The organism is Microcoleus sp. N9_A2, assembly GCF_036701775.1.
Lineage (GTDB): Bacteria > Cyanobacteriota > Cyanobacteriia > Cyanobacteriales > Microcoleaceae > Microcoleus.
Genome location: NZ_JAUBRH010000029.1, coordinates 54,287 through 78,489, shown reverse-complemented (window position 1 = coordinate 78,489; position 24,203 = coordinate 54,287). Strand labels below are relative to the sequence as shown.

Sequence of the window (24,203 nt, the reverse complement as noted above, 5' to 3'; positions counted from 1 at the left end):
TTCTTGCACCATTACTGCCTTTATTCGTCCGAAAATCCATACCGTGTTTACTTCAACCACTGATTCAGCAAGCCCTAGGTAGCTGGCTGGACATCAATCATCCACGGTGTGCCAAATCGATCGACAAGCATTCCAAAACGGGTAGACCAGAAAGTCTCTTGGAATGGCATCTTTACCGTTCCGTTTTCTGCCAATTTTTGAAAGATCCGCTCCGCTTCGACCAGATCGTCAAATTGAAGATGCACAGAGAATCCCTGTGGTTTTTGAAAGCCATCGGGTGGAGTGTCAGAACCCATCAATACCATTGAACCAACAGTTAAGTTGGCGTGCATGATTCGATCGCGCTGTTCGGAGGGAAATTCCTCAGACATGGGCGCATCCCCATAGGTCATCATCTCGATTTTGCCACCTAAACACTGTTCGTAGAATTTAAATGCAGCTTTGCATTCACCATCAAAAAAGAGATAAGGATTCAATTGCATGATGTACTCCTTTGGTTAATAGTCGATCGAGCAATCCATTCACAGGAAATGATGTGGCTGCCGAACAAAAAGTTAGGCAGTATTTATGCGCTCAAGAACGCTGGAGTTGTTCTGTCCCCGCCCGAATGCGTTCTTCCTGTTCCCTGAGTTCGGGCGTCAAGGATTCGCCGAAGTCCTCTGTTGTAAAGATCTGGCGAATTTCGATCGCGGATTCTCCTGGCATCGGGTTGGGGCAGCGTTTGACCCAGGCGATGGCTTCCTCCATCGACTGCACTTGCCAGATCCAGAATCCGGCAATCAGTTCTTTTGTCTCTGTGAACGGCCCGTCAATCACGCTGCGATTTGTGCCTGAAAACGTCACCCGCGCTCCTTTTGAACTGGGATGTAGCCCTTCGCCAGCGAGCATAATTCCCGCCTTGACCAATGCTTCGTTGTATTGCCCCATTTCCGTCAGAAGCTGTTCGCTGGGCATGACGCCTGCCTCTGAATCTTCGGTAGCTTTGATTAGAACCATGACTTTCATCGTGAAATCTCCTTTTGTTTATAGTTGTTGAGCTGGGCTAAGGTGCGATCGTGAAAACGGCTTGAGACGTTTCTGGATCGAAGGGGACAGAGCAATGCTCGTGCACAATCTGCCATCTGCCCTGTTTCCGCTGGCACGCAGAGGTGATTCGCATCCACATCTCCGCCCCTGGGTGATCTTTTGGCATCCCTGTGAAGTGAAAAAGCCAGTGCGCGATAGCCAAATCACCGCTCACGGTGAGGCTGAGGTCTCGCATCTCAATCCCGAAGGAGTCCGGGAAGCAAGGCAGACACGCCTCCCACGTTTGTCGAAATTCATCTGCACCTTTGGTTTGGAACGGCGGTATTGCATCGAAAATAATCACATCTTGGGCGTAGTGCGCCATGATGCCATCGAGGTCTTTGGCGCAGATGGCACTGGCGGTATCTGCGATGATTTGTCGAATCTGGGCTTCGTCTTGGGTTTTGGTGGTTTCGGTTGCCACAGTCATCGTGGTCTCTCCTTCTTGATGTCGATTGGTTTTCCGGGCGCAGATTGAAAACTGCTAACCCTTGCTCTACCATCTAGTCGAATAGAGGTGCGCGCGATCGACAAGTTGAACATTTTTTCTGAAAAAGTTTGTCAGTGCGGATGTGGAACTTTGCGTTGAGCGGTATTGACGGCAACTACTGGTCTGATGGCAAGCCCGACAGTTCCACGATCGGGCGAATTTCAACCGTACCTTTACTGGCGCTTGGTATGCGTGCTGCGATCGCGATCGCTTCGTCCAGATCCTTGGCATCGATCAGAAAGTAGCCGCCGAGTTGTTCGCGCGTCTCCGCAAACGGCCCATCGGTGACAAGTTTTTTGCCGTCACGGACTCGAATACTGGTTGCTGTGGCGATCGAGTGTAGCGGCGAAGCACCTAAATATTGACCGTTCGCTTGCAGTTCTTGGGTTAGCTGCAAAGACTTTGCGTAGCATTGCTGCAGCTCGCTTTCAGTCCATGCATTTTCGTCGCTGTAAATCAGCAATATGTATTTCATGGTTACTCCAAAATTCGATCTGAGATAGTCGCCTTCATTTATATCAATTCCGGTTAGATCGGAATGATTAAACCACAGAGGACACAGAGGACACAGAGAAAGAGAAGAGAGAGATGCATAATTCCGATGTCAACGGATTTGATATTAGTAGTCGTTCGGCGAAGCTGCAAATCGACAGCAAAGCAAAAAATTTTTTCAGGCTAACTCGCGAAGGCGTTTTTCGAGAAAACGACGCTCTGGTTCCTGTTTCACGATCGCCAGCGCCTTTTGGTAGGATTCTCTGGCATCAGCCGTTCTGCCCAGCCGCCGACACAAATCGGCTCGCGCGGAGTGTGCCAGATGGTAATCTGCCAAATCCCCACGCGCTAATATTTGGTCGATCGATTGCAGTCCCGCTAAGGGGCCATCGCGCATTGCCACTGCCACCGCCCGATTTAAGGCAACAACGGGCGACGGCTCTAATTGCACGAGCAGGTCGTATAAGCCCACAATCTGCGCCCAGTCCGTTGCAGCAGGAGTCTGGGCCTCTGAATGCACCGCTGAGATCGCAGCCTGAAGCGTGTACGAACCAAACCGTCCCGATGATAGCGATTGCTGCACCAGTAACCTGCCTTCAGAAATTTGTGCTTGATTCCAGAGCGATCGATCTTGGTCTTCTAGAAGTATGAGGTCGCCTGTGGAGGAAGTGCGTGCGGTGCGCCGCGATTCTTGCAGCAGCATCAGCGCCAGGAGTCCAATCACCTCGGAGTCTGGCAACAGTTCCATTACCAGCCGTCCCAAACGGATCGCTTCGTCAGCGAGATCGGCCCGCGTCAGCGAGCTGCCAGATGAGGCCGCGTACCCTTCGTTAAACACTAGGTAGATCGTTTGAAGCACGGTGTCCAATCGATCGGGCAAATCGGTTTTCGACGGCACTTGATAAGGAATGCGTGCGTGGCGGATCTTCGCCTTGGCCCGCACGATCCGCTGCGCCAACGTGGGGGGAGCAATCAGGAAGGCGCTGGCAATTTCCTCGGTACTGAGTCCGCAGACTTCCCGCAGCGTCAACGCCACCTGAGCTTCTGGCGACAGGGCCGGATGACAGCAAGTAAAAATCAAGCGCAGGCGATCGTCCTCAACGTCCTCGTCATCCTTGATTGTGGTGTCACTCGGATCGAGTTGTTGAGCGAGTTCTGCCAAGTGCGTATCAAAGCGGGCGCGACGGCGGATGGTGTCGATCGCTTTAAAGCGACCCACTGAAACAAGCCACGATCGCGGGTTAGCAGGAATGCCGTCACGGGGCCATTGCGCTAGGGCCAGAGCGAAGGCTTCGTGCATCGCCTCTTGGGCGCGATCGAAGTCACCGAGCAAGCGGATCAGGGTGGCTAAAACGCGACGCGACTCGGATCGGTACACAGCTTCCACCTGCTGACGGATTTGATTGGCTGCTGTCTCATTCATAAACCGTTCACAAAAAAAACATATATTATCGGCCGTGCCGCAGAGTACGATGCTCCCATTGCGCCCGTGCAATCCGCCAATGAACCTCGCTCCAACCGCGATCGGACATCCATGATGAGCCTGGGCGGGTAGCAACCACCTCTGCTCCTATCCACTCGGCCAACCGAGCGATCCGGGTATTTGCACTCACAGTAGACCCGGAGATGGCCTTCAGATCGAGTTCCGTGAACCCAAAGTCGAGCAGCGCACGCCCCACCTCGATCGCGTAGGCATATCGCCCCCAATAGTCTGGTGCCAGTTCAAGACCAAATTCCATCTCGCCAGTTTCAGACAATCTTCCCCGCAGTCCACAGCAACCGACAAGCGCGTAAGGTTCCTGTCGTTGTACGATCGCCAGTTGGTAATTGAGTCGAGGGCGATCGGCAGCCCAGGCCTGAAACATCTCGAATAAACGTGCGGCATGGTCGGGACTAGATTGATCGGGTTCGTAAAATGTCTGGTTGCGCGGATCGGCTTGATACTCCAAGAATGGCGATCGATCGGAATCTACAAAGTCACGCAGCATAAATCTTTTGGTTACAATCTTTATCATGACTTACAACTTTAATTATGGGCAATTAAACAAACATCATATTCTGCCAAATCTTAATAGTTTTGTCACTGCTGCCGCTAGCCAAAAACTCTCCTTCGGGGCTAAAATTAACCGAATAGACAGAGTTAGTATGACCCGCAATATTATAAAGTTCTTGACCATTTTTGACCCGCCAAATCTTGATAGTTTGATTGCTGCTGCTGGCAATTACTTCGCCATCGGGACTAAACGCGATCGAATCTACATACCAAGAATGACCTGCAATTGTTAAAACTTCCTGCCAATCTTTGATCCACCAAATTTTGATAGTATTGTCGTGACTGCCGCTTGCTAGAAACTCTCCATTGGGACTAAAAGCTACACAACGCACGCAGTCTGTATGACCAGTCAGCGTGCGAATTAGCTTGCCATCTTTGACTCGCCAAATCTTAATGGTTCTGTCCCAACTGCTGCTAGCCAAAGTTTCTCCGTCTGGACTGAATGCGACGCAGTAAACTAAGTTAATGTGGCCGCTAAATGTGCGGATTTCTTGCCCGTCTTTCACCCGCCAAAGTTTGATTGTTTTGTCCCAACTGCTGCTAGCCACAGTTTCGCCGTCTGGACTGAAAGTTAATCCATAAACTGAGTTGCTGTGACCTGCAAGCGTGCGGATTTCTTGCCCGTCTTTCATCCGCCAAAGTTTGATTGTTTTGTCGTGGCTGCTGCTGGCAAGTGTCTTTCCGTCGGGGCTGAAAACTACTGTATGAACTGAGTTGGCGTGTCCTGCGAGAGTTACTATTTCTTGCCCGTCTTGTACTTGCCAAAGCTTGATTGTTTTGTCATCGCTGCCGCTGGCTACAACTTCTCCGTTAGGACTAAAAGCTACAGACGAAATTAAGTTTTTGTGTCCGGTTAAGGTGTGAATACATTGCCAGTTATGAGTTGGATGGGGGGGCGGATTGGGATTGGATGCAGGTTTGACTGCTTTGGTAATTGTTTGAGGAATGGTGAGTTTACTAGATGCTTCTGGATTCAGTTGGGTTAAGACTTCAACAGCCGTTTGATAGCGACGGTTCGTAGCATTTTCAATCAGTTGGTCTAAGATTTTGCCGAGTTCTTCACTCACCGGGTTGTTTGCCAAATATTGCCGCCAAATCCAGGCATCTTCGCCCGGATCGAACAGGTCAAATGGCGAAACTTGAGTTAGCAAATAAAGGCAAGTTACGCCTAAACTGTACAAATCGCTGGTAAAAAATGCTTTGCCTCTGGCTTGTTCGGGGGCGATGTATTCGGGGCTGCCGATGCTGGTTCCTGTTTTGAGTAAAGCCGTACCTGTGGCAATTTTTGCTGCGCCAAAGTCTACTAAAACTAATTGTTTGTCGGCGCGGCGGATAATGTTTCCGGGTTTGATGTCTCGGTGAATAACGTTGTGGGAATGGATGAAGTGAAGTACGGGTAATAAGTTGTTGAGTAAGTCTTGAATTTGAGTTTGTGTAAACGTGCCTTCTGTTGCTACAATTTGTGCTAGGTTTTGTCCGTCGATAAATTCTTGGACTACATATTGTCGGTTATCTTGGATGGAATAGGCTAAGAGTTCGGGGATTTGAGGATGTTTCCCTAATTCATCCAATCGCATTGCTTCTTGTTCAAAAAGTTCGGCTGCTTTTTTGCTGTTGCGATTGCTGGCTGATGGGATGAGTTGGGTTTCTGGGGGTAAGAATTGTTTGATGACGCAGCGGGGTTTTGATGGTTTGTCTTCGTCAACGGCGAGTAATGTTCTGCCAAAACCTCCTTGTCCGATCGCCTTTATGGCCCGATATCTGTCGCGCAACAGCAGTTTTGACCGGCAATTTCGGCAAATTTTGGCTGTATCCGGGTTTTCGGGCTTGGAACAGTTGGGGTTTAAACAGTAACTCATTCGATTTTAGATTTTAAATTTCTGCTTGTATTTTTTTTTTGAATGTTTGCACCACGCAATAAATATTATACCTCTTCTCACACTTTAGAAAATTTATATATAGGAGTTACGAAGAAAGTGGTTTGATCTGCGAATTATAGGGGTAAGGTGTGCAGGGCTGTACATCCTACATATAAGCTGTTGTGCATTGACAATACTCCTAACAGTTTTTAGATGGGAATGCGATGCCTACGGCAAGCTTCGGTAACGCGGTACAGCACAGAAACGACAAAAATGAGTGAAACCCGAGATAAAAAAATCGAATAAAATGTACTCTTTTAGGTTAAACCAAACAAACACATACGCTTAACAGATTGCCTAATGAATATTATTGTTTAATCAATCTTACAAGAAATGTCGGGAATTAGTCAACCCCAAGAAAAGTTTTTATGAATTTTATTTTCAACGTTTTTACTTCTAACAAGGTAAAGCTAACTTCCCCAATTTCAGTCGTTATAGCTGTTTGAGTGAAAAAATCGGCGTTGCTGATTTACGGTATAAACAGCTAAAGAGAAAAATCATAAAAACCGATATCCACAAAGCTTTGGGATTTGAAAATATTTTTTTAAGATCCTAATTAAGCAAGGCTAAAAAATCTATAATTGTCATTTTTACAAAAACTTAAAGTTTCCACCATTTAATCAATGTTTTCTCAGCCGATTGAAGAGGTAACAGAAATTTATGGCTGTAATTGATGGCAGTTTTTTAACAAAAATTGCCACACAAACTGAGTAAGAAGCTTATTTTATATGAACATCTAGACATTTTATTTACAAACTACAACCTTTGGCTAGCAATCCCTCAATCCCTTCTAGGCTAGTCCCCAACTTCATTGTAAAGAAATAATTGAAACCTCTAAAATTACTTGGGTATACTGTGTTGCTTGAGAACTTTAGCGGGACTGACAAATGAAATGCCCTGAGAAGAAGAGGTACTAATCATGACAGCTTCAATGACAGGCTCATAAACCGTTTTTTCTGCAACCCACTCCACAATAAAGTTTGCACCTGACCCTCCACTTGTATCCTCTGCTGCAATGAAAAAGTCTGTGGAAGCAAGCGGCTTGAGTTCTACTGGACTCTTAATGTCCTGCCTAATCAATTTCCCATCAGTATCGTAGTAACGCACAGAAGTGATAATAATCGAATTCGTCAGATCCGTATTGCGGATACTGAGCGTGGCTGACAAATTCATCACATTATCCTGGCTATTGTAGTGATAAATATGCGAGTAAATAGGGACATATACTGTTTGTCCCATCACAACTTTTGTTTTATCTAACGTAACTGTTCTCAGTGAGGTTTCACGTTTTGTATTAGATTGTTGCCTTTGTGAGGTAGTTTGCTCTGAACAAGAGGTAATGACGATCGCGGCGATCGCCCAACCCACCCAGAAATGCTGTTTCAGCTCCATCGACATCCATCCAAATACACCAAATACATTGCAGTTACGCCTACAGCAGAGTGCACCTTCTCTCTCGTTTGAGGCGACTTAGTGATAAGGTTTGAGCGGCAGTTCAATCTGAAACGTTGAGCCTTTGCCCACTTCACTCGTCACATGAATTTTTCCACCATGGGCCTGGACAATCTGTTGGACGATCGCTAACCCTAGTCCAAATCCACCACTATCGAGCGATCGCTCAGTGTCCACCCGATAGAAGCGATCGAAAATATAGGGTAAGTCCGCTTCTGAAATACCGATTCCCGTATCGATTATCTGAATGACTGCCAAATTGGAATGAAGAACTAGGCGTATCTTTACAGTTCCGCCAACGGGAGTATATTTACAGGCATTGTAAAGCAAGTTTTCGACTACTTGCCGCAGCAAATCGGGGTCGGCCAATAATTCAATCCGCTGTGCCGGTGATTCGCAGGTAAGTTTGATATTTTGGGGTTCTGCAAGTGCGACAAACTGGGTTGCTAAATTGCTCAGCAACTCGTTGAGATTGATTAACTTGAGCGATTCCGGCGTAAGTCGCCCTTGATGACGAGCCAACAACAGTAAATTATTCACCAGCGCTCCCATTGATTTTGCGCTATCTACAATGTTTTCTAAGGGAGGATGGTAACGCGAATCATCAGCCGCGATGAGCAACCCAAGCTGGGCATTAGTGAGAATGGCAGAGAGGGGCGATCGCAACTCGTGAGAGGCATCGGCTGTAAAGCGCTGAAGCTGTTGATAGGCTTGCCGAATCGGTTGCATGGCCAGCCCGCTGAGAAACCAACCTGTGAGGGCAATTAAGCCCAGTGCGATCGGGACAGCGAGAGTTAGCACAATCTGAAGCTGAGTGAGCCCGTTTTGAGTTTCTGTCAGGGGAGTTGCAACCTGAAGATAACCGAGTATCCCAGTTCTACCTTCAACGGGCAATGTCACCTGACGCAGCCAGATTCCTGTTCCCAAAAGTGGATCGGTCGATCGAACTGTGACATAACCAAAGGGCGTATTTAACTGCTCTGATGAAGGAGTCCCAAAAAAACGAACTAACCGCCTTTGTGCGTTATACCAGCGTACATACATCAGATCTTCTGCAAGGGGATGAGACCCACTGCCTAACAAGGGGACATGACTCAGATCGACCTGGCTCTGGTTTTTGCGAACTTCATAATGCACGCTGGCTGCCATGACTCTAGCCTTGTCATAGAGCAGTAGGTCAACGGCTTCTAGTTTATCTTTTACCTCAATCTGGTAAATCACCCCCGCAAACAGCACGAGAATGCTTCCCATCGAGAGGGTGAACCAACGAGCCAGATTGCGACGACTTTGATTGAACACAGTTTGCTTTTACGATCGTTACTTTTCAGGGGAAGTCAGGCGATAACCCATACCGTAAATGCTATCAATCCAGTCTGCCGATCCTACAGCCTGCAAGCGCTGGCGGAGTTTGCGAACTAGAACTGCGATCGCATTGCTCTCTGGTTCAGTCCCCCATTCCCACACGCCTTGTTCAATCTGATTCCTAGTCAAAACTTGCCGGGGATGACGCATAAAATACTCTAACAACTGAAACTCGCGACAGGAGAGGGTAACGGTTGCACCTTGTCGCTCAACAGTCAGAGTATCGAGGTGGAGGTGCAGATCCTCAAGGCTGAGCGTATCTCCTTGCCAAAGGGGCGATCGCCGTCTTAATGCCCGCACTCGTGCCATGAATTCAACCAAATCGATCGGTTTCACGAGATAATCATCGGCACCTGCATCTAACCCGGTCACTTTTTCAGGCGTGGTGTCTCTTGCCGTGATCATCAAAACCGGAGCTGTTTTCCCTGCGGCTCGATACTGACGACAGAGATTTACCCCACTGATATGTGGCAACATCCAGTCCAGGATCAACAAATCATAATCTTTTTCTGATAACAGCCACTGCGCCGTCTCTCCATCTTTTACCCCATCTACGCTATGTCCTGCCTGAGACAGCACTGTTTGAAGCGGCATCAGTTGCTTTGGGTCGTCCTCCACAAGTAGGATTCTCATATATTTCTTTAATTTGGCTTATAACATTTATATGCTGATGGAATTTACCTATTTTAAGCATTAATCTAAAAATGCCAACACTTGCTTTTTTTCTACTTGCAGCTCTCGGAGAAATCTCTGGATGTTACGCTTTCTGGGCATGGGTGAGACTTGAAAAGAGTATTTTGTGGATTTTTCCAGGCATTTTAGCTTTAATAAGTTTTGCGCTTTCTCTAACTCAAGTCAATGCTTCAAACGCTGGAAGAGTATATGCTGCCTAGGTCGGTATTTACATTCTTGCATCTCTGGTTTGGTTGTGGCTGATTGAAGGAGTTAAGCCAGATAAGTGGGACTTGCTTGGTGTTACAATTTCCTTGATTGGAACCGCTGTAATTTTGTTCAGCCCACATCGCTGAGTGGTGTTAATATCGAACTAAAACAGTTCACGCATCTCTCTTGAGTAGGATTTCAGCAGAGCGATCGCTCCACTAAATTGCAAATAGATCGCAGGCCAAGCGTTTAAAACAGATAGGTGTAGTATGTGGCAGGTAACTAAACGTTGGCTAAAAGCATCAGGCGCAGAGTTTTGGGTGCCATTGCCGTTTGTGGCGATCGCGTTTTGGGTTAGCTCCAGTTTCCTAATGGCTCAAGAATTACAACAACCCTCGATCGCAAAGAATAAACTTCAGGCAGATACCCAGCTTAAAGCAACGGTGTCTGTCAATATATTGCTGATCAACGCGGTGATTAACCGAAAACAAGGAACAACCCAGGTTGCGGTAGAAACAGCAGAACCCATTTTGAAGCGATTGGAATTAGAATTGCCAATGACTGACGCAACCCAGATAGAGACAGCGATCGCGCAAGAACTACAGTTATCGCGTCAAAATGTTCGCCAGTTAGTCCGTTACGAGATAGTTGAATGAGGCTATTGTGTCAATATTGCGATCGCATCCAGTCAAATAAGGTTGTTAAATCCATAGGTTTTCTTTCTGCAATCGCGCATTTTTTTCAGTGGCAAGAAGCGCCAAATGCTCTTGCCACTTCACTCTTAGGAACTACTGAAGGACGATTTGGTTATTGAGCGAAATATTCGGTGCAGTTTGCCGAGCAATTTGTTCTGCCAATGCTTTTTGTTCTGCCGTTTGAACGCGCCCTGTTAACACAATCGAATTATCCCGATCGTCTGCGTCCAAATCGAATTGCTTGAGGGTGGCATCGGAGTCTAAGGCCTCTTCTACGCGATCGGCAATATCGTCAATGTCTTGATTCTGAGGCGTCTGTGCGGTCGTGGTTGCAGGCGCCGAAGCGGTTGGAACAGTCGTATTTCCAGTGGCAGTTGTGGGAGCAGAAGTAGATGGAACAGTTGTCTGTGAAGTATTGGGGGGGGTGCAAGCACCTAAACCCAAAATTGCAACAGTGCTGACGCTGATTCCTTGCACCAATAGCTTTAATAATTGCATATTTTTTGTTTGTTTTGTTTGTTGTAAAACGCAATTTTGCTGATAAAACTCAGCATGAAGTCTTTGAGCCTTTCAACTTAACAAGCGAATGTACGATAGTTCATCTATCAAAAGTAATGCTTTTGACAAGCCTATTCATAAAAGGCAACAATAAATCAAATCCAGTGAACTAAGGTTTGCAAGTCCATAAGCTATCTCAATCGGTTCTCTTCCTAAGTATAGGAAGCAAATGTGATCCAAATGTGAGTAACAGAAATCAGTCCATCACTTTTTGCTCACATTCATCAATGACGCTAGAAACAAGACCAAAAAACAGAGAAGCACTTGGCTTGACAAGAAGCGTTATGACTGCAACAAATGTAGAAAAATTAGTAGAACACTCTTGGCATCACCTCTCTGTCGAGAAAGTAGCTCGGCTTTTAGAGACTGACCTGGAAAGAGGTCTATCTTCCGACGTGTCAGCCCAACGGCGCGATCGCCTCGGCCCCAATCAACTAACGGCTCCGAAACAGCAAAGTGCCTGGTTGCGATTTTTTCAGCAACTGAATCAGCCGCTAATCTACATTTTGTTAGCTGCTGGGATAGTTACAGCATTTCTGAAAGAGTGGATTGATTCAGGGGTAATTTTTGGGGTTGCTCTGACTAACGCCACCATTGGTTTCGTTCAAGAGTCAAAGGCAGAGAATGCGATCGCCGCTTTAGCAAAATCAGTTACCACCGAAGCAACCATTCTCCGCCACGGTCAAAAGCAAGTGGTTTCATCCAGCGAACTGGTTCCTGGCGATCTCGTCTTGCTGTCTTCTGGGGATAAAGTGTCTGCGGATCTACGGCTGATCGAAGTCCGTGACTTACAGGTCGATGAGTCAGGGTTAACGGGAGAATCTGTCCCGATTGAGAAGGACTCCCAGGCGCTAGAGGCAGACGCTGCACTGGCCGATCGCACGAACATGGCGTATACCGGAAGCCTGGTAACGTTTGGACAGGGACGCGGACTGGTCGTCAGCATTGGTGACATGACCGAGGCCGGACACATCTCCCAACTGATGCAGCAAAGTACCACGTTGGAAACCCCACTGAGTCGCAAAATTGACAAATTTAGCAAAACCTTGCTCTATGTCATTTTAGGTTTGGCTGCCTTCACCTTTGCCGCAGGCATTGCCCAGAGATTTTCTTGGGTTGAGGTGTTCAAGGCATCTGTAGCACTTGCCGTCAGCGCAATTCCTGAAGGCTTACCCGCGATTTTAACGGTGACACTGGCGATCGGGGTTTCCCAAATGGCAAAGCAGCACGCCATTATTCGCAAACTTCCGGCAATTGAGACGCTGGGCAGCACCACCGTGATTTGTTCCGACAAAACCGGAACCTTGACAGAAAATCAAATGACTGTTCAAGAGATCGATGCCGGTGGAAAGCGATATCGGGTTAGCGGTGGAGGATATGCACCAGACGGGAAAATTTCTGTAAATGGACACTCGGTTGACCTGGCGAACGCACCTGCCTTATATGAATGCCTGCAAGCAGGACTGTTGTGCAACGATTCGCATCTAGAAGTGCAAGATGGAAACTGGACTGTAGTCGGCAACCCGACGGAAGGGGCGCTGGTTGCGGTAGCCCAAAAAGCGGGGTTAATTACTGAGAAACTAGAGGAAGCGCTTCCCCGGCTCGATACATTGCCGTTTGAATCGCAGTTTCAATACATGGCAACCTTACATGACATTCATCCAGAACGGTTGATTTATGTCAAGGGTTCGATCGAGGCAATTCTCAAGCGGTGTCGCCAGATGCTTGATGAAGAGGGAGAGGCGATCGCCCTCAACCCCGCGCCGATCGAGCAAGCCGTGGAGAGGATGGCGAAAAAAGGGCTGCGAGTTCTGGCACTTGCCAAGAAAGTTGTACCCGCTTCCCAATCTTCAGTTGAGCATTCTGATATTGAGCAAGGGTTAACTTTTCTGGGGCTGCAAGGCATGATCGATCCGCCTCGCCCCGAAGCAATTCAGGCAATTCAAGCCTGTCGGACGGCTGGAATTGAGGTCAAGATGATTACGGGCGATCATGCCAAAACAGCAGCAGCGATCGCGCAACAAATGGGACTAAATCAAACCCAAGAGGCTCCCGTTTTTACGGGTCAAGAACTCGCTCAAATGAATCAGCAGGAATTAGTTAATGCTGTTGAACAAAGCTGTGTATTTGCTCGTGTAGCGCCAGAGCAAAAGCTCCGCATTGTCGAAGCCCTTCAGTCTCAGGGCGAGATTGTGGCGATGACTGGAGATGGAGTTAACGATGCTCCCGCCCTGAAGCAAGCTGATATTGGGGTAGCGATGGGCATCACGGGCACTGAAGTCACAAAAGAAGCCGCAGATATGATTCTGACGGATGACAACTTTGCTTCGATCAAGAAAGCAGTTGAGGAAGGACGCACGGTTTATAAGAATCTGCTGCGGGCGATCGCCTTCATCCTGCCCGTGAATGGTGGAGAGTCCATGACCATCTTGATTGCCGTACTTCTGGCAACCCCGCTACCCATTTTGCCAGTACAAATTCTCTGGCTGAATATGGTCAGTTCAGTTGCATTAAGCTTACCGTTAGCATTTGAGCCGCCCTCTCCCGATGTCATGCAACATCCACCTCGACCGGCCAATGAACCGCTGCTGTCTCGCCGGCTGACGGCTCGAATTCTGACAGTTTCGGTATTTAACTGGATTGCGATCTTTGGGATGTTTGAATGGATCGTCCAAACCACAGGCAATGAAGCTCTAGCCCGGACGATGGCAATTCAAGCATTGGTTGCAGCCGAAGCTTTTTACCTATTAAGCATCAGTCGCTTCGTTCCGGCGATCGTCGCCAAACTACGCGGTAAAGATGAATCGGTTGGCTATGCGGTAGCGATCGGCATTGGGGCTATTTTCATTCTCCAATTCCTGTTTAGCCAATGGGGCATGATGAATCAGTTATTCGACACAGAAGCTTTGAACACAATCCAAGGCTTAATTTGTATCGGATTCGGACTGCCAATGATTCCTTTGTCAGCTTTGCTAAAGCGTTTTGCACCTCTGAACTAAGTGGTTTTTTTGATGTGCCCATTCAAAGCGGCTTTACACATTATTTACCCATTTTGTAGCGTTGAATATTGAATATTTCTCATGACTTACCAAAATATCAAACGTGCTAGCGGCCTATTTACTAATCATCGAAACGCAGAACAGGCGCTAGTTGAGCTAAAAAGCAGGGGCTTCCCCATGCACAAGATTTCAGTGATTGCTAAACCTTCAGACAATGATGATTTGGACTCTCTGGGCGTGCAGCAAATTTTAATCACAAGAGCAGCAGGTGCACAAGTAGGCGCGATCTCTGGCAGCATAGGACTAGGTTCACTAGCCTTAATTGTTGGACTCAGCAGCCTGCTAATTCCCGGTATTGGTCAGGCATTAGCGGTGGAAAGCATTTTAGCAACTTTCTTTGGAAGTGGGATTGCTGCAACTGCTGGCGGTCTATATGGCGCACTTCAAGGATGGTTGGTGCCAGAAGAACAAGCAAGAATTTACAATGACAGATTTAACCAGGGAGATTATTTGATCGTCATGGAGGCAAGAGAAAATGAGATCGTGATTGCTGAACCTGTCCTTAAACGTTGGGAGATTCTGACGTGGCGTGTCTATGATGCTACATAAATTTAAGGTAAGAAAGGGCGAGGGAGGATCTCACTTTTGCAGCCAAGCTAGAAATTGGAGTTGCGAGCTAGGAGCGAGGAAGAAAGAGGAAGAAGGAAGAAGAAAGGAGCCAGAAGAAGTGTTTTAACAAATATGAGATGCTCCCAAAGTGTGAAGTTTTACGCTCAGTATCAGATTGTTGCTTTTTAAGGCAGTTTGGGTTCAACAGGAGGTAATGACATCGCAGCGATATCAGATTGTTGTCTTTGTGAGGTAGTTTGGTCGCAACAATAGCTGCAGGACGATCGCCCCGATCGCCTAACCAACCCAGAAATGCTGTTTCAGCTTCATCGGCATTCATCCAAATACACCACATAAATTGCAGTTACGCCTACAACAGAGTGAACCGTTTCCTGTAGACTAAAACCGTAGTTAATCTGTCAATTTATTTGAGGAAAACGAGTTTATGCCAGGAGTATCGGTGATAGAGTCGATTGTAGCGCAACAAACTCCCTTGGGCAGCGAGCCTGCTACAAATAGCCAAACGGCAGGAGTCATTCCTGAATTGGTCATAATCTTGATCATTCTGCTGCTGATTGCAACTGTTGTTGCACTCGTAACCCAACGGTTGCGAATTCCCTATGTGACGGGCTTAGTGTTAGCAGGCTTGCCCATTACTGAGCTCTTGTCGCGTCGAATTGGTTTAGACCCATCTTTAGTATTAAATCTTTTTCTACCAATTCTGATTTTTGAAGCAGCTATCAATACCGATATCAGCCGTCTCCGCAGCACCTTTAAGCCGATCGCGCTGCTGGCGGGTCCAGGCTCGATCTTTTCCTCAGCAATTATCGCTATTCTGGTTAAATTTGGGCTAGGACTAGACTGGATTCCGGCGTTGCTGATCGGAGTCATTCTGGCAAACACTGATACAGTTTCGATGATCGCGGTCTTTAAGGAGATCCGTGTGCCTTCCCGGCTATCTACCATCGTGGAAGGAGAAACTCTGTTCAATGATGCGGCTGCTCTAATTTCATTTAATTTGCTTTTGGTCATTTATGCGACAGGCTCTCTCACCGCTATACAAGGCGTGAAGGAACTGCTCGTGGTTGCCTTAGGTGGGGCACTGGTCGGGGGTGTTTTAGGTTACTTGAGCGTGCCGATATTTGTTCGCTTAAACGATCCGTTGAGTAGCCTTTTGCTAACCGTCGCTCTCGCATTGGGAACCTTCCAAATCGGACAATTTTTAGGCGTATCGGGCGCAGTGGCGGTGGTCATCACCGGACTTGTTTTTGGCAACCTTGGGCTGCCTCGCAGTTCGTCTGCCTCGGATCGGATTACCTTGCTAAGTTTCTGGGAATACGCTGGTTTTAGCGTCAATACGTTTATTTTCCTGCTGATTGGAATTGAAATTAACCCGCTGACGCTGTGGAGAATTTTGCCATCCATTTTATTCGTCATTCTGGCCTATCAACTGGGACGGATTCTCTCGGTCTATTTGTTATTAGCGGGGTTGCGCTGGTTCGATCGTCCCATTCCGCTACGCTGGCAGCACGTTTTGGTTTTAGGGAATATTAAAGGGTCTCTCTCAATGGCCTTAGCTCTTGCGATTCCATTAACCCTACCAGGACGGGATAACATCATTGCCCTGGTGTTCGGTGCAGTTTTATTCTCCTTGGTCGGACAGGGATTAAGTTTACCGTGGATCGTAAAACGACTAAAAATTAGCCGTGTTTCTGATGTAATGCAGGAAGCTGGGCAGTTACAGATTCAGTTGATCGCTTCCAAAGCGGCTCAAGATGAGCTAGATAGTTTGCTGAAATCTGGCGTGTTACCGAAGGCAGTTTACGAAGAGTTATGGGCATCATATCAAGCACGAGTAGCACACTCTGAGCGAGTGCTGCGCGATCTCTACAATAAACATCGGGCCAGGCAAGTACAGGGCGATCGCAGCGGGCTAGATACGATTCGACGGCGATTACTTTTAGCAGAAAAAGGAGCCGTTAGCGATGCCCTCCGCAAGCGAATTGTCCCAGAGGATCTGGTTCATCCTTACATCAAAGATTTGGATGAGAAACTTCTAACGTTGGCAGATGACTAGCACGAATGCCGAGGTAATCAATCATCTGGTGAACTAGCTCTGGACGAGTGACGACGAGAATGGTAGAACCTGCTTCAAGAACTGTATTGCCGTTCGGAATCTCCAGATTGGCGCAGGCATGGCATTGATAACCAATAATCAGCGAACCTGTTGGAAAACGAGGGTCTTGAGCAATTTGAGCAACGGTGCGACCTGCCACCTTGCAATCGCCTGGAACTGGCAGCTTTAGTACCTCGACTTGCCCGTGTTCAAAGTGCATCATAGACTCGATTTGGGGGTATTCAATCGCATTTGCCATTGATGCAACTGCCAAATCAATCGTGCTGATGATGTGACTGGCTCCGGCAAGTCGATAGGCTTCCATGAATTCGCGATCGCGCATTCGCACCACAATATGGGAAATGCCATAGCTCCTCGATAGGGTAATCAGCGCTAAATTCAGTGCATCATCCCTGAGTGCTGCAACGACTGCGTTTGCTTGTTTAATTCCCGCTTCCAGAAGAACCGTTGTGCTCACCGCACTGCCTTCAAATGCCATCACTCCGATTTTTTCGCGAGCAAAGCGACACGCAAGCGGGTCGGCATCGATGATTGCAACCGTATGACCGAGTTTTAATAGCTGCTGGGCTAAACCCAGCCCCATCATTCCTGCTCCACCAATTAATATGTACATGACTATTTGTCACCCTAAGAATGAACGTTACAGATTTATCCCTATGAGTGAGATTGTTTTAGGTTGCTATCAGTTTAATCTTGTGGGGTGGCTTTTATCGGGCTTACTTATTATCTGTTCCACACTTAGTTTAATCTGCTTTTGGGGTGGGCATAGGAGCCAACCCCTGAAAAGATTTCCCTCAGTTAGCTACGCAGTGCGAACCCTACATAATCTTAGGCACTTTAAAAAACTCCCCATCGCGATCGGGAGCTCCCTCCAAAATACTTTCTCCCTTAGCAAAAGGTTGCAAATCGTCCGATCGCATTACATTACTAACATCGATCGCCCGCGTTGTCGGCTGCACCTTACTCGTATCTAGTTCACTCAACTGCTCGAAATAATCCAAAATACCGTTAAGTTGACCAGTAAACTGCTCTTCTTCTTCCGGCGTTAATTCCAATCTCGCTAAATTCGCTACTTTCCGAACTTCTTCTCTGTCAATCATAAAAATCGGGAATTGGGAATTGGGAATTGGGCATGGAGAATAGGGCATGGGGAATTGGTTATTAGTTATTGGTTATTAGAGAAACGACTAAGCTGTCGCGCATTTAAATTGCATGGTCGAGGCGGGCGGGACGCCCACCCCACAAGAGTTTAATTGTTTTTTGACATCCAATTTAAATGCAGAACAGCTTAACTACTAACTATTAACTACTAACTCTGCCCGATGCCCCATTCCCATCATAGTTAGAAATACACATCAATCTGCGATCGGCCAGTCGTCTTCAGCCAATTTTGCACCTCAATGTAATTATTGGGCGCCAAGCGAATAGCCTCCTTCCAATAATCCGCAGCTTTATCAAAAAGCCCTTCCGCCCCTTCAACATTGCCAGCTTCCTTTTCCTTTTCCCCTTGATAGTGGTAAATTACAGCAATATTATTCAGCGCTTGTGGCATTCTCGGATTGAGATCCAGGGCCTCGCTGTAATATTCCAAAGCTTTATCGTGTTCGCCGTTGCTAGTATGGATCAGCCCCATATTGTACAAGACATAACTGCGATCGTAAGGATCTTCCTCCAACTTCAGCGCTTCAGTATAATTGTCCAGCGCTTCCGCATATTCGCCATCAGCTTGAGCCGACATACCATCCCGGTAATAAGCAAAAGCTTCCTTCGCCTGCTTTTTCGCCGGCATAATCTTCAGGATGATATCAGCCATTACCGTGAAACTTTTGTCAATAAAGTTATCGTTGCGTTGAGTTCTTGGCATATGCGATTCTTTGGTTAGTGGCTAATCAGAAAAATTAGCCTGTAAAGTTTTCCTATTAAGAGTTTTGCAACTGTTTGGGTTGAGAGTGGTGCCGAGGACACTAAAAAGGCTTGTGAGACACAACTGCAAACCTCAAAATACGGCTTTGCGTACCACGCCCGCGCAAGCCCTATCTATTTTAAATAACTCTTGCCGGACTTGCAAAAAAAACCACATTTCTTTAACCTATTTGCCGCATCCTACGGGCGATCGGTCAAAAGACTAGCAATATTTGGCTCCAAAGTCAAGCGCAGCATCAAAAAAAATCAAAAACCAGGGTCTCAAAACGCGATCGAATTCCCGCAATATATAATAAAAATAACCAGGTAATTTTCACAGAGAGAAACCTATGGCTCCGAATCCCACCATTATGCAAGCCGTCGAACAACTTGGCTACCGCGTTACGGTTGGAGACGTGGCGGCCAAAGCTGGATTAGATGTCAATTTTGCCCAGCGAGAACTCTTAACCCTCGCCTCCGAAGCAGGCGGCAACCTGCAAGTAGCAGAATCCGGCGACATTGCCTACCTATTTCCCAAGAACTTTCGAGATATTTTGCGAAACAAATTCTTGCGCTTGCAATTGCAGGAATGGTGGCAAAAAATCTGGAAAATTCTATTTTACCTGATTCGAGTATCTTTTGGCATAGTGCTGGTAGCTTCCATCCTCTTAATTTTTGTTGCTATCACTATTTTAGTCTCCAGTTTACTCTCCAGCAGCGACAGCAATAACGGGGGAGGAGGAGACGGTGGCGGCGGGGGCGACAGCGGCGGCGGCTTTTCGTTTTTTCCCTACTTCTGGAACGACTTAAGCGGGATATTTTACTGGAACCACGACCAACGATACCACCAGCAGCGATCGCGCTTAACCGGCCAAAAACCCGAGATGAGTTTTCTGGAAGCCGTTTTCTCCTTTATATTTGGAGACGGCAATCCCAATAACAATCTAGAAGAGCGCAAGTGGAGCGATATTGCCGCCGCAATTCGCAACAACCGAGGTGCCGTCGCCGCCGAACAAATTGCCCCATATCTAGACAATCTCGGACAAGGATACGCCCGAGAATACGAACAATATATGTTACCAGCCCTCGCCCGTTTTGACGGCCGCCCCGAAGTCAGTCCCGAAGGGGAAATAGTGTACCACTTCCCGCAATTGCAAACCACAGCCACCGAGAGAAATTCTGAACCAGTAGCAGCTTATTTGCGAGAAATGCTGTGGCGTTTCAGCAACGCCAGTTCAGGACAAATCATGCTCGCAGCAGGGTTAGGAGCCGTCAATCTTGTCGGTGCGTTAGTTTTGGGGAATCTATTAACTAATAATTTGCTCGCCGGTGGATTTATCGGTTTCGTCAGCGCTGTTTATCCCATGCTCCTGATTTACGGCGTCGGATTTCTCGCAATTCCTTTAATTCGCTACTTCTGGATTCAGTGGAAAAATAGCCGGATAGAATCCCGCAATCAAGAGCGTCAGCAGCGAGCAATGTTATTAAACGAACCCGATGCCAACTTGCTCAAAAAACTGGCCTACGCCCAGGAATTTGCAGCAGAAAACGTTCTGACAGGAGAAGACTTAGCTTATACAACAGAAACCGAATTAACCCAACAAGAACTAGAACAGTCAGCCAAAATAGATGCCGAATGGCAGCGCAGGATCGATCGCTCGGACAACTTGTAATACTAATGAAAAAAACAGTTTTTTGTTGTTAAGTTAGGTTACACTAAAATCTTGCATCCTTTTCAAGAATAGGCAGTATGCCTGTTCCACAATAAAATATCTTTGTTGTGTGTGGAACGGGCTTCTAGCCCGTTGCTAAGAATTGTGGAAAATATCAATTTTTATTGATGTCAGAAGTTTTTATACTCCGAGTTTTATTAAATAAGCTTAGGGCGTTTAAAAATCAAACAATTTTGGTCATACTTCGAGTCGTGATCCAGAGCCACAAGTTCCCATCCCTCCTCGCCCAAATGATTGACAAATAGATGCAGCGAGCCTTGTTTCCAATCTCGCTGTTCTTCACCGTTTACATATAAACTAATCAGCTTGTTTCCAAAAGGATACATATTCGCATCCACAAATAAATACTCCCACTTTTGCATAGCAATCCTTAATGTAGTTAGTTGGCAATTGGCAGTTGGCAGTTGGCAGTAGTTAGTAGTTATTGGTTATTTGTTGTTGGCTCTAATAACCAATGCTTTTCGGCGAAGATGCTTTTCGCCCCACTTCCCAATTCCCAATTCCCAATGCTTTTCGACCCAATTCCCAATTCCCAATTCCCAATTCCCAATTCCCAATTCCCAGCAGTTACTGGACTGCAATTCTAGCCAAAGTAGCACCTCGGTAATAGTGCAACAAAATCTGCTGGTAGCCGTATCCTTGTCTGGCCAAATTGTATGCCCCCCACTGACTCATTCCTACAGCATGGCCGAAACCTTTGCCAGCAACCTGAAAACCGGTAGGAGCTTGGCCACTGTTCCTTGGGTTCCCACCGCCCCCATACTGAGGAATCACGGTAAACCGCGTACTCCTCAAATTTAAAACCCGGCGTAAATCTGCGCCAGTCATGACCCTAGAACCGCCATCTCCAACTACTTTCATCCTCAAAACGCTGCCGTAAGCGGTAGTGCGTTCTGGCTTCATCGAGATCACATTGCCCACGCCAGAAATCTTACTGCTGATTTGAGCCCGAGAAAAACTTTCTTTCCATTGGTAAACCGGCGCCCCTTGGTCAAAGTCAGGAACAGCACGCAGGTAAGGCAAGGGTTCCGTCCAAACATCCTCGACATTTTCAGTATGTCCCCCAGACGCAGAGTGGAAAACGGCTAAAATAATCTGACCGTTGTAAGCCAGAACTTGGCCGGCGGTTGCATCGACTGCGGAATAAGTCCCAGAAGATTCTGTTTGCAGTCCTTTGTAAACCTGCGAAGACTGAGTGTTGTCCACATCGTAAAGCTCGGTTTCGCTTTTCAGGCGCTGGTGGATAGCGTAGGAACGGGCGGCGACTGCTTGCGCTTTTAAAGCCTCTTGAGGCCAATTGCCACTCATTTCGGCGCCGAGAACGCTGTAGAGATACTGTTCGATATCGACGTAGTTGATGGCAGTCAAGCCTCCTTTTTGGGGAACTAGAAGCGTGCGTCCCCGATACCACCGATCGCCAATCCAAACATAACCGTTCCCCGTCGGCTCGATCCAAACTTGGTTGGCCGCCCAGCGACCAATTGCCACTGTTCCCGATCGAAATTGAGCCGACTGAGAACTGTTTGCCGACAGTTCGCCCAAATTGCGCCCGCTACCGTCGCGGATTGCAGCCTTAGTAGAACTGCCGACTTTTACCTGACTTGCCCCGTCTTGTACCGCCACTCGCAAGATCAGCGCGGCCTGTGCTGGGGCTACCATTGCCAGCCAAAACAACAGCGCAATCCAAAAGTAGCGTTTTTTTAATGTCGAAAAAACGGAATCAAAAAATACTCCTGACTGCATTTGAAAATTTTCCTCCTGTGCTGTATGAGTTTAAGAATTTTTAAGGGAAGGCAAGGAAAAAAGGAAGGGGAACGGAAGAAACAAAACGTTAGAATTGGGTGGATCACTCTGTACGCTTGTCAAAAATGATTTTAGCGAAGAGATGTTCGCAGGAACAGCGATTTATCCCGGTTCCTGCCTGCGACTATTTCCTATAGGTCGGATTTGTCGCACTCTGGATATATGTAACATATTTTTTAAGACTTAATTGAGGTGATTTAACTCTTGCAGATTACATTTCTCGGAACTAGCTCCGGCGTACCCACGCGATCGCGCAACGTTTCCAGCATCGCCCTCCGTTTGCCCCAGCGAGCGGAACTCTGGCTGTTTGACTGTGGCGAAGGAACTCAGCACCAGTTTCTCCGCAGCGATCTCAAAGTCAGCCAACTAAGCCGCATTTTCATCACTCACCTGCACGGCGACCATATTTTCGGCTTAATGGGTTTGCTGGCTAGCTGCGGTTTGGCCGGGAATGTCAAGCGCATCGATCTTTACGGGCCTCCGGGACTAGAAGAATATTTGCAAGCTGGTGTTCGCTATTCTCAAACTCATTTTTCTTACCCGGTTAAGGTACACAAAATTCACGAGGGAGTTATCTATGAAGATGACGAATATATTGTTAGCTGTGGCCCTTTGAAGCACCGAGTTACTGCTTTTGGTTATCGAGTAACTGAGAAAGACCGTCCGGGACATTTTGATGTTGAAAAAGCAAAGGCTGTGGGTATTCCTTCTGGGCCGATTTACGGTCAATTAAAACAAGGAAAGACCGTAAAGTTAGAGGACGGGCGACAGTTTAAAGGTACTGATTTTTGTGGCCCGGATCAAATCGGGCGCAAGTTTGTGTATTGTACTGACACGGTTTTTTGTGACGGGGCCGTGGAATTAGCGAAGGATGCTGATTTGTTGGTTCATGAAGCTACTTTTGCTCATCAAGATGCTCAAATGGCATTTGATCGCCTGCATTCAACTTCCACAATGGCGGCTCAAGTGGCTTTGATCGCTGGGGCGAAACAGTTAATTATGACGCATTTTAGCCCGCGCTATGCTCCGGGGAATGCGATCGTCCTAGACGATTTGCTCAAGGAAGCGCAGGCAATTTTTCCGAATACGAAAATGGCCTATGACTTTTTGACTTACGAAGTGCCCAGGCCTGTTGAAGAGTAGGGTTAATCTCACATCTTACACCATTCTCAAGAACAGGCAAGATGCCTGTTCCACAATCAAATTCATTCTTTGTGGAACAGGCATCTTGCCTGTTCAGGAATTAGAGATTGACACTACTGTTTTGGAGTGGTTTAAATCTCAAGGTCGTGGTAAAATAAAAAAACCAATTCAATGGCGTTTTATGTCAAATCTTGAATTATTAACCCAACTTCAGCAATTGTCCCGTACTGATAAATTTCAGATGATGCTGTTTTTAATAGCAGAATTGGCGAAAGAAGAAGGAATTGTCATGGGCAACGAATCTGCTGAAATCATGTATTCGGTGCATACTTCTAATAGTGCAGCAGAGCAATTAATGCAGTTACTAGAAACAGAACAAAAAAAAACTCAAAATGTTTAATGGTAGGCGATATTCTTTTCAACCTAAACGAGATGAGTCAGGTGTTTTAGCTGATGTTCCGTATCTGCCTTTAACACTAACTTATCAAAATCGTTCTGTTGAGGTTATGGGTTTACTAGATACAGGAGCTAGTGTAAATGTTTTGCCCTATAGTGTTGGGGTGCAATTAGGGGCAATTTGGGAAGACCAAAGATTTTCTGTTACTTTAGCAGGAAATTTAGCGAGTGCTAAAACGAAAGGATTATTAGTCTTGGCAAAAGTAGGGGACTTTGAGCCAGTTCAGTTAGTTTTGCCTGGACTAGGGTGAATAATATTCCGATTCTTTTAGGGCGAACTAATTTTTTTAATGAGTTTGATGTTTGTTTTTATGGATCGCAATTAGCGTTTGAAGTGTGTCCTAAATTTAGAGATAGTTGAGATAGATATTTTAAAATGCTGCGTTGCAGCCCGGTGCAAACACTGGAAAATCCTAATTTGTTTTAATTCGATATTGACAGGCCATAAAATAT

Annotated in this window: 25 protein-coding genes and 1 pseudogene; 9 read left to right on the top strand and 17 right to left on the bottom strand. The window is 46.8% G+C overall.

Annotated features, from left to right (window positions below):
- Window positions 1–74 precede the first annotated feature (74 nt).
- The 10 genes from QUA44_RS17665 to rppA all read right to left on the bottom strand — a co-directional run bounded on the left by QUA44_RS17665 (window position 75) and on the right by rppA (window position 9,466).
- Window positions 75–482 (bottom strand): VOC family protein, encoded by a 408-nt coding sequence (locus tag QUA44_RS17665; protein WP_333252481.1) that lies wholly within the window; start codon window positions 480–482, stop codon window positions 75–77.
- 91 nt (window positions 483–573) lie between these two features.
- Window positions 574–1,005, bottom strand: coding sequence for a YciI family protein (locus tag QUA44_RS17660; RefSeq protein WP_333252483.1), 432 nt, complete (start codon window positions 1,003–1,005; stop codon window positions 574–576).
- A gap of 37 nt (window positions 1,006–1,042) precedes the next feature.
- Window positions 1,043–1,495, bottom strand: coding sequence for a nuclear transport factor 2 family protein (locus QUA44_RS17655; RefSeq protein WP_333252484.1), 453 nt, complete (start codon window positions 1,493–1,495; stop codon window positions 1,043–1,045).
- Window positions 1,496–1,670: 175 nt separating this feature from the next.
- Window positions 1,671–2,030 (bottom strand): YciI family protein, encoded by a 360-nt coding sequence (locus QUA44_RS17650; RefSeq protein ID WP_333127087.1) that lies wholly within the window; start codon window positions 2,028–2,030, stop codon window positions 1,671–1,673.
- A gap of 195 nt (window positions 2,031–2,225) precedes the next feature.
- Window positions 2,226–3,470 carry an RNA polymerase sigma factor gene (locus QUA44_RS17645; protein ID WP_333252485.1) on the bottom strand — a complete coding sequence of 415 codons (1,245 nt, stop codon included), beginning with the start codon at window positions 3,468–3,470 and terminating at the stop codon, window positions 2,226–2,228.
- 25 nt (window positions 3,471–3,495) lie between these two features.
- Window positions 3,496–4,035: a GNAT family N-acetyltransferase gene (locus QUA44_RS17640; RefSeq protein ID WP_333252486.1), complete on the bottom strand. Its 540-nt coding sequence runs from the start codon at window positions 4,033–4,035 to the stop codon at window positions 3,496–3,498.
- 52 nt (window positions 4,036–4,087) lie between these two features.
- Window positions 4,088–5,959 carry a serine/threonine-protein kinase gene (locus QUA44_RS17635; protein ID WP_333252487.1) on the bottom strand — a complete coding sequence of 624 codons (1,872 nt, stop codon included), beginning with the start codon at window positions 5,957–5,959 and terminating at the stop codon, window positions 4,088–4,090.
- 900 nt (window positions 5,960–6,859) lie between these two features.
- A complete protein-coding gene (locus QUA44_RS17630; protein ID WP_333252489.1) occupies window positions 6,860–7,411 on the bottom strand; it encodes a DUF3124 domain-containing protein in 552 nt (183 codons plus the stop codon).
- 78 nt (window positions 7,412–7,489) lie between these two features.
- The gene (locus QUA44_RS17625; RefSeq protein ID WP_333252491.1) at window positions 7,490–8,770 is read right to left on the bottom strand and encodes a HAMP domain-containing sensor histidine kinase; all 1,281 of its coding nucleotides are present in this window, start codon (window positions 8,768–8,770) and stop codon (window positions 7,490–7,492) included.
- Window positions 8,771–8,788: 18 nt separating this feature from the next.
- Window positions 8,789–9,466: a two-component system response regulator RppA gene (rppA, locus tag QUA44_RS17620; protein WP_172186809.1), complete on the bottom strand. Its 678-nt coding sequence runs from the start codon at window positions 9,464–9,466 to the stop codon at window positions 8,789–8,791.
- Window positions 9,467–9,537: 71 nt separating this feature from the next.
- Here rppA and QUA44_RS30735 point away from each other — a divergent pair.
- Both QUA44_RS30735 and QUA44_RS17615 read left to right on the top strand, forming a co-directional pair.
- Window positions 9,538–9,861, top strand: a pseudogene (locus QUA44_RS30735) (YnfA family protein).
- Between the two features lie 123 nt (window positions 9,862–9,984).
- Window positions 9,985–10,371: a hypothetical protein gene (locus QUA44_RS17615; protein ID WP_333252492.1), complete on the top strand. Its 387-nt coding sequence runs from the start codon at window positions 9,985–9,987 to the stop codon at window positions 10,369–10,371.
- A 132-nt stretch (window positions 10,372–10,503) separates the two neighbouring features.
- Here QUA44_RS17615 and QUA44_RS17610 read toward each other — a convergent pair whose 3' ends face one another.
- Window positions 10,504–10,908, bottom strand: coding sequence for a BON domain-containing protein (locus QUA44_RS17610; RefSeq protein WP_333252493.1), 405 nt, complete (start codon window positions 10,906–10,908; stop codon window positions 10,504–10,506).
- Window positions 10,909–11,252: 344 nt separating this feature from the next.
- Between QUA44_RS17610 and QUA44_RS17605 the strand changes: the two genes are divergently transcribed.
- Together QUA44_RS17605 and QUA44_RS17600 are read left to right on the top strand one after the other, a co-directional pair.
- Window positions 11,253–13,967 carry a cation-transporting P-type ATPase gene (locus QUA44_RS17605; protein ID WP_333252495.1) on the top strand — a complete coding sequence of 905 codons (2,715 nt, stop codon included), beginning with the start codon at window positions 11,253–11,255 and terminating at the stop codon, window positions 13,965–13,967.
- An 81-nt stretch (window positions 13,968–14,048) separates the two neighbouring features.
- Window positions 14,049–14,576: a hypothetical protein gene (locus tag QUA44_RS17600; protein ID WP_333252496.1), complete on the top strand. Its 528-nt coding sequence runs from the start codon at window positions 14,049–14,051 to the stop codon at window positions 14,574–14,576.
- 67 nt (window positions 14,577–14,643) lie between these two features.
- Here QUA44_RS17600 and QUA44_RS17595 read toward each other — a convergent pair whose 3' ends face one another.
- Window positions 14,644–14,916, bottom strand: a complete 273-nt coding sequence (locus tag QUA44_RS17595) for a hypothetical protein (protein ID WP_333252497.1) — start codon at window positions 14,914–14,916, stop codon at window positions 14,644–14,646.
- A 105-nt stretch (window positions 14,917–15,021) separates the two neighbouring features.
- On the opposite strand from QUA44_RS17595, the gene QUA44_RS17590 reads away from it, so the two are divergent.
- Window positions 15,022–16,653, top strand: a complete 1,632-nt coding sequence (locus tag QUA44_RS17590; protein WP_333252498.1) for a sodium:proton antiporter — start codon at window positions 15,022–15,024, stop codon at window positions 16,651–16,653.
- Here QUA44_RS17590 and QUA44_RS17585 read toward each other — a convergent pair.
- The 3 genes from QUA44_RS17585 to QUA44_RS17575 all read right to left on the bottom strand — a co-directional run bounded on the left by QUA44_RS17585 (window position 16,610) and on the right by QUA44_RS17575 (window position 18,577).
- The gene (locus QUA44_RS17585; RefSeq protein WP_333252499.1) at window positions 16,610–17,326 is read right to left on the bottom strand and encodes a TrkA family potassium uptake protein; all 717 of its coding nucleotides are present in this window, start codon (window positions 17,324–17,326) and stop codon (window positions 16,610–16,612) included. The two genes, QUA44_RS17590 and QUA44_RS17585, sit on opposite strands and share 44 nt — an antisense overlap.
- Window positions 17,327–17,531: 205 nt before the next feature.
- Window positions 17,532–17,813 carry an Asp-tRNA(Asn)/Glu-tRNA(Gln) amidotransferase subunit GatC gene (gene gatC, locus QUA44_RS17580; RefSeq protein ID WP_006635952.1) on the bottom strand — a complete coding sequence of 94 codons (282 nt, stop codon included), beginning with the start codon at window positions 17,811–17,813 and terminating at the stop codon, window positions 17,532–17,534.
- Window positions 17,814–18,055: 242 nt separating this feature from the next.
- On the bottom strand, window positions 18,056–18,577 hold the full coding sequence (locus QUA44_RS17575; RefSeq protein WP_333252500.1) for a photosystem I assembly protein Ycf3: 522 nt from the start codon (window positions 18,575–18,577) through the stop codon (window positions 18,056–18,058).
- A 388-nt stretch (window positions 18,578–18,965) separates the two neighbouring features.
- Between QUA44_RS17575 and QUA44_RS17570 the strand changes: the two genes are divergently transcribed.
- On the top strand, window positions 18,966–20,288 hold the full coding sequence (locus tag QUA44_RS17570) for a hypothetical protein (protein ID WP_333252502.1): 1,323 nt from the start codon (window positions 18,966–18,968) through the stop codon (window positions 20,286–20,288).
- Between the two features lie 197 nt (window positions 20,289–20,485).
- Here QUA44_RS17570 and QUA44_RS17565 read toward each other — a convergent pair whose 3' ends face one another.
- Together QUA44_RS17565 and QUA44_RS17560 are read right to left on the bottom strand one after the other, a co-directional pair.
- The gene (locus QUA44_RS17565) at window positions 20,486–20,710 is read right to left on the bottom strand and encodes a hypothetical protein (protein WP_015174403.1); all 225 of its coding nucleotides are present in this window, start codon (window positions 20,708–20,710) and stop codon (window positions 20,486–20,488) included.
- A gap of 205 nt (window positions 20,711–20,915) precedes the next feature.
- Complete coding sequence (locus QUA44_RS17560) at window positions 20,916–22,091, bottom strand: SpoIID/LytB domain-containing protein (protein WP_333252504.1); 1,176 nt, start codon at window positions 22,089–22,091, stop codon at window positions 20,916–20,918.
- Window positions 22,092–22,355: 264 nt separating this feature from the next.
- Between QUA44_RS17560 and QUA44_RS17555 the strand changes: the two genes are divergently transcribed.
- From QUA44_RS17555 to QUA44_RS17545, 3 genes are all read left to right on the top strand, one after another.
- Window positions 22,356–23,294, top strand: coding sequence for a ribonuclease Z (locus QUA44_RS17555; protein WP_333252505.1), 939 nt, complete (start codon window positions 22,356–22,358; stop codon window positions 23,292–23,294).
- 85 nt (window positions 23,295–23,379) lie between these two features.
- Window positions 23,380–23,694: a hypothetical protein gene (locus QUA44_RS17550; RefSeq protein ID WP_333252506.1), complete on the top strand. Its 315-nt coding sequence runs from the start codon at window positions 23,380–23,382 to the stop codon at window positions 23,692–23,694.
- On the top strand, window positions 23,687–24,001 hold the full coding sequence (locus QUA44_RS17545) for a hypothetical protein (protein WP_333252508.1): 315 nt from the start codon (window positions 23,687–23,689) through the stop codon (window positions 23,999–24,001). The genes QUA44_RS17550 and QUA44_RS17545 overlap by 8 nt, the downstream gene beginning before the upstream one ends.
- The last annotated feature ends 202 nt before the right edge of the window (window positions 24,002–24,203 follow it).

What these genes read in the sequence shown, in the direction of transcription:
- QUA44_RS17645 (WP_333252485.1), bottom strand. Translation starts at nt 3,470, where the DNA reads ATGAATGAGACAGCAGCCAATCAAATCCGTCAGCAGGTGGAAGCTGTG.
- QUA44_RS17655 (WP_333252484.1), bottom strand. Translation starts at nt 1,495, where the DNA reads ATGACTGTGGCAACCGAAACCACCAAAACCCAAGACGAAGCCCAGATT.
- gatC (WP_006635952.1), bottom strand. Translation starts at nt 17,813, where the DNA reads ATGATTGACAGAGAAGAAGTTCGGAAAGTAGCGAATTTAGCGAGATTG.
- QUA44_RS17585 (WP_333252499.1), bottom strand. Translation starts at nt 17,326, where the DNA reads ATGTACATATTAATTGGTGGAGCAGGAATGATGGGGCTGGGTTTAGCC.
- QUA44_RS17595 (WP_333252497.1), bottom strand. Translation starts at nt 14,916, where the DNA reads ATGAATGCCGATGAAGCTGAAACAGCATTTCTGGGTTGGTTAGGCGAT.
- QUA44_RS17635 (WP_333252487.1), bottom strand. Translation starts at nt 5,959, where the DNA reads ATGAGTTACTGTTTAAACCCCAACTGTTCCAAGCCCGAAAACCCGGAT.
- QUA44_RS17565 (WP_015174403.1), bottom strand. Translation starts at nt 20,710, where the DNA reads ATGCAAAAGTGGGAGTATTTATTTGTGGATGCGAATATGTATCCTTTT.
- rppA (WP_172186809.1), bottom strand. Translation starts at nt 9,466, where the DNA reads ATGAGAATCCTACTTGTGGAGGACGACCCAAAGCAACTGATGCCGCTT.
- QUA44_RS17590 (WP_333252498.1), top strand. Translation starts at nt 15,022, where the DNA reads ATGCCAGGAGTATCGGTGATAGAGTCGATTGTAGCGCAACAAACTCCC.
- QUA44_RS17575 (WP_333252500.1), bottom strand. Translation starts at nt 18,577, where the DNA reads ATGCCAAGAACTCAACGCAACGATAACTTTATTGACAAAAGTTTCACG.
- QUA44_RS17610 (WP_333252493.1), bottom strand. Translation starts at nt 10,908, where the DNA reads ATGCAATTATTAAAGCTATTGGTGCAAGGAATCAGCGTCAGCACTGTT.
- QUA44_RS17630 (WP_333252489.1), bottom strand. Translation starts at nt 7,411, where the DNA reads ATGGAGCTGAAACAGCATTTCTGGGTGGGTTGGGCGATCGCCGCGATC.
- QUA44_RS17600 (WP_333252496.1), top strand. Translation starts at nt 14,049, where the DNA reads ATGACTTACCAAAATATCAAACGTGCTAGCGGCCTATTTACTAATCAT.
- QUA44_RS17660 (WP_333252483.1), bottom strand. Translation starts at nt 1,005, where the DNA reads ATGAAAGTCATGGTTCTAATCAAAGCTACCGAAGATTCAGAGGCAGGC.
- QUA44_RS17545 (WP_333252508.1), top strand. Translation starts at nt 23,687, where the DNA reads ATGTTTAATGGTAGGCGATATTCTTTTCAACCTAAACGAGATGAGTCA.
- QUA44_RS17650 (WP_333127087.1), bottom strand. Translation starts at nt 2,030, where the DNA reads ATGAAATACATATTGCTGATTTACAGCGACGAAAATGCATGGACTGAA.
- QUA44_RS17665 (WP_333252481.1), bottom strand. Translation starts at nt 482, where the DNA reads ATGCAATTGAATCCTTATCTCTTTTTTGATGGTGAATGCAAAGCTGCA.
- QUA44_RS17570 (WP_333252502.1), top strand. Translation starts at nt 18,966, where the DNA reads ATGGCTCCGAATCCCACCATTATGCAAGCCGTCGAACAACTTGGCTAC.
- QUA44_RS17560 (WP_333252504.1), bottom strand. Translation starts at nt 22,091, where the DNA reads ATGCAGTCAGGAGTATTTTTTGATTCCGTTTTTTCGACATTAAAAAAA.
- QUA44_RS17605 (WP_333252495.1), top strand. Translation starts at nt 11,253, where the DNA reads ATGACTGCAACAAATGTAGAAAAATTAGTAGAACACTCTTGGCATCAC.
- QUA44_RS17615 (WP_333252492.1), top strand. Translation starts at nt 9,985, where the DNA reads ATGTGGCAGGTAACTAAACGTTGGCTAAAAGCATCAGGCGCAGAGTTT.
- QUA44_RS17640 (WP_333252486.1), bottom strand. Translation starts at nt 4,035, where the DNA reads ATGCTGCGTGACTTTGTAGATTCCGATCGATCGCCATTCTTGGAGTAT.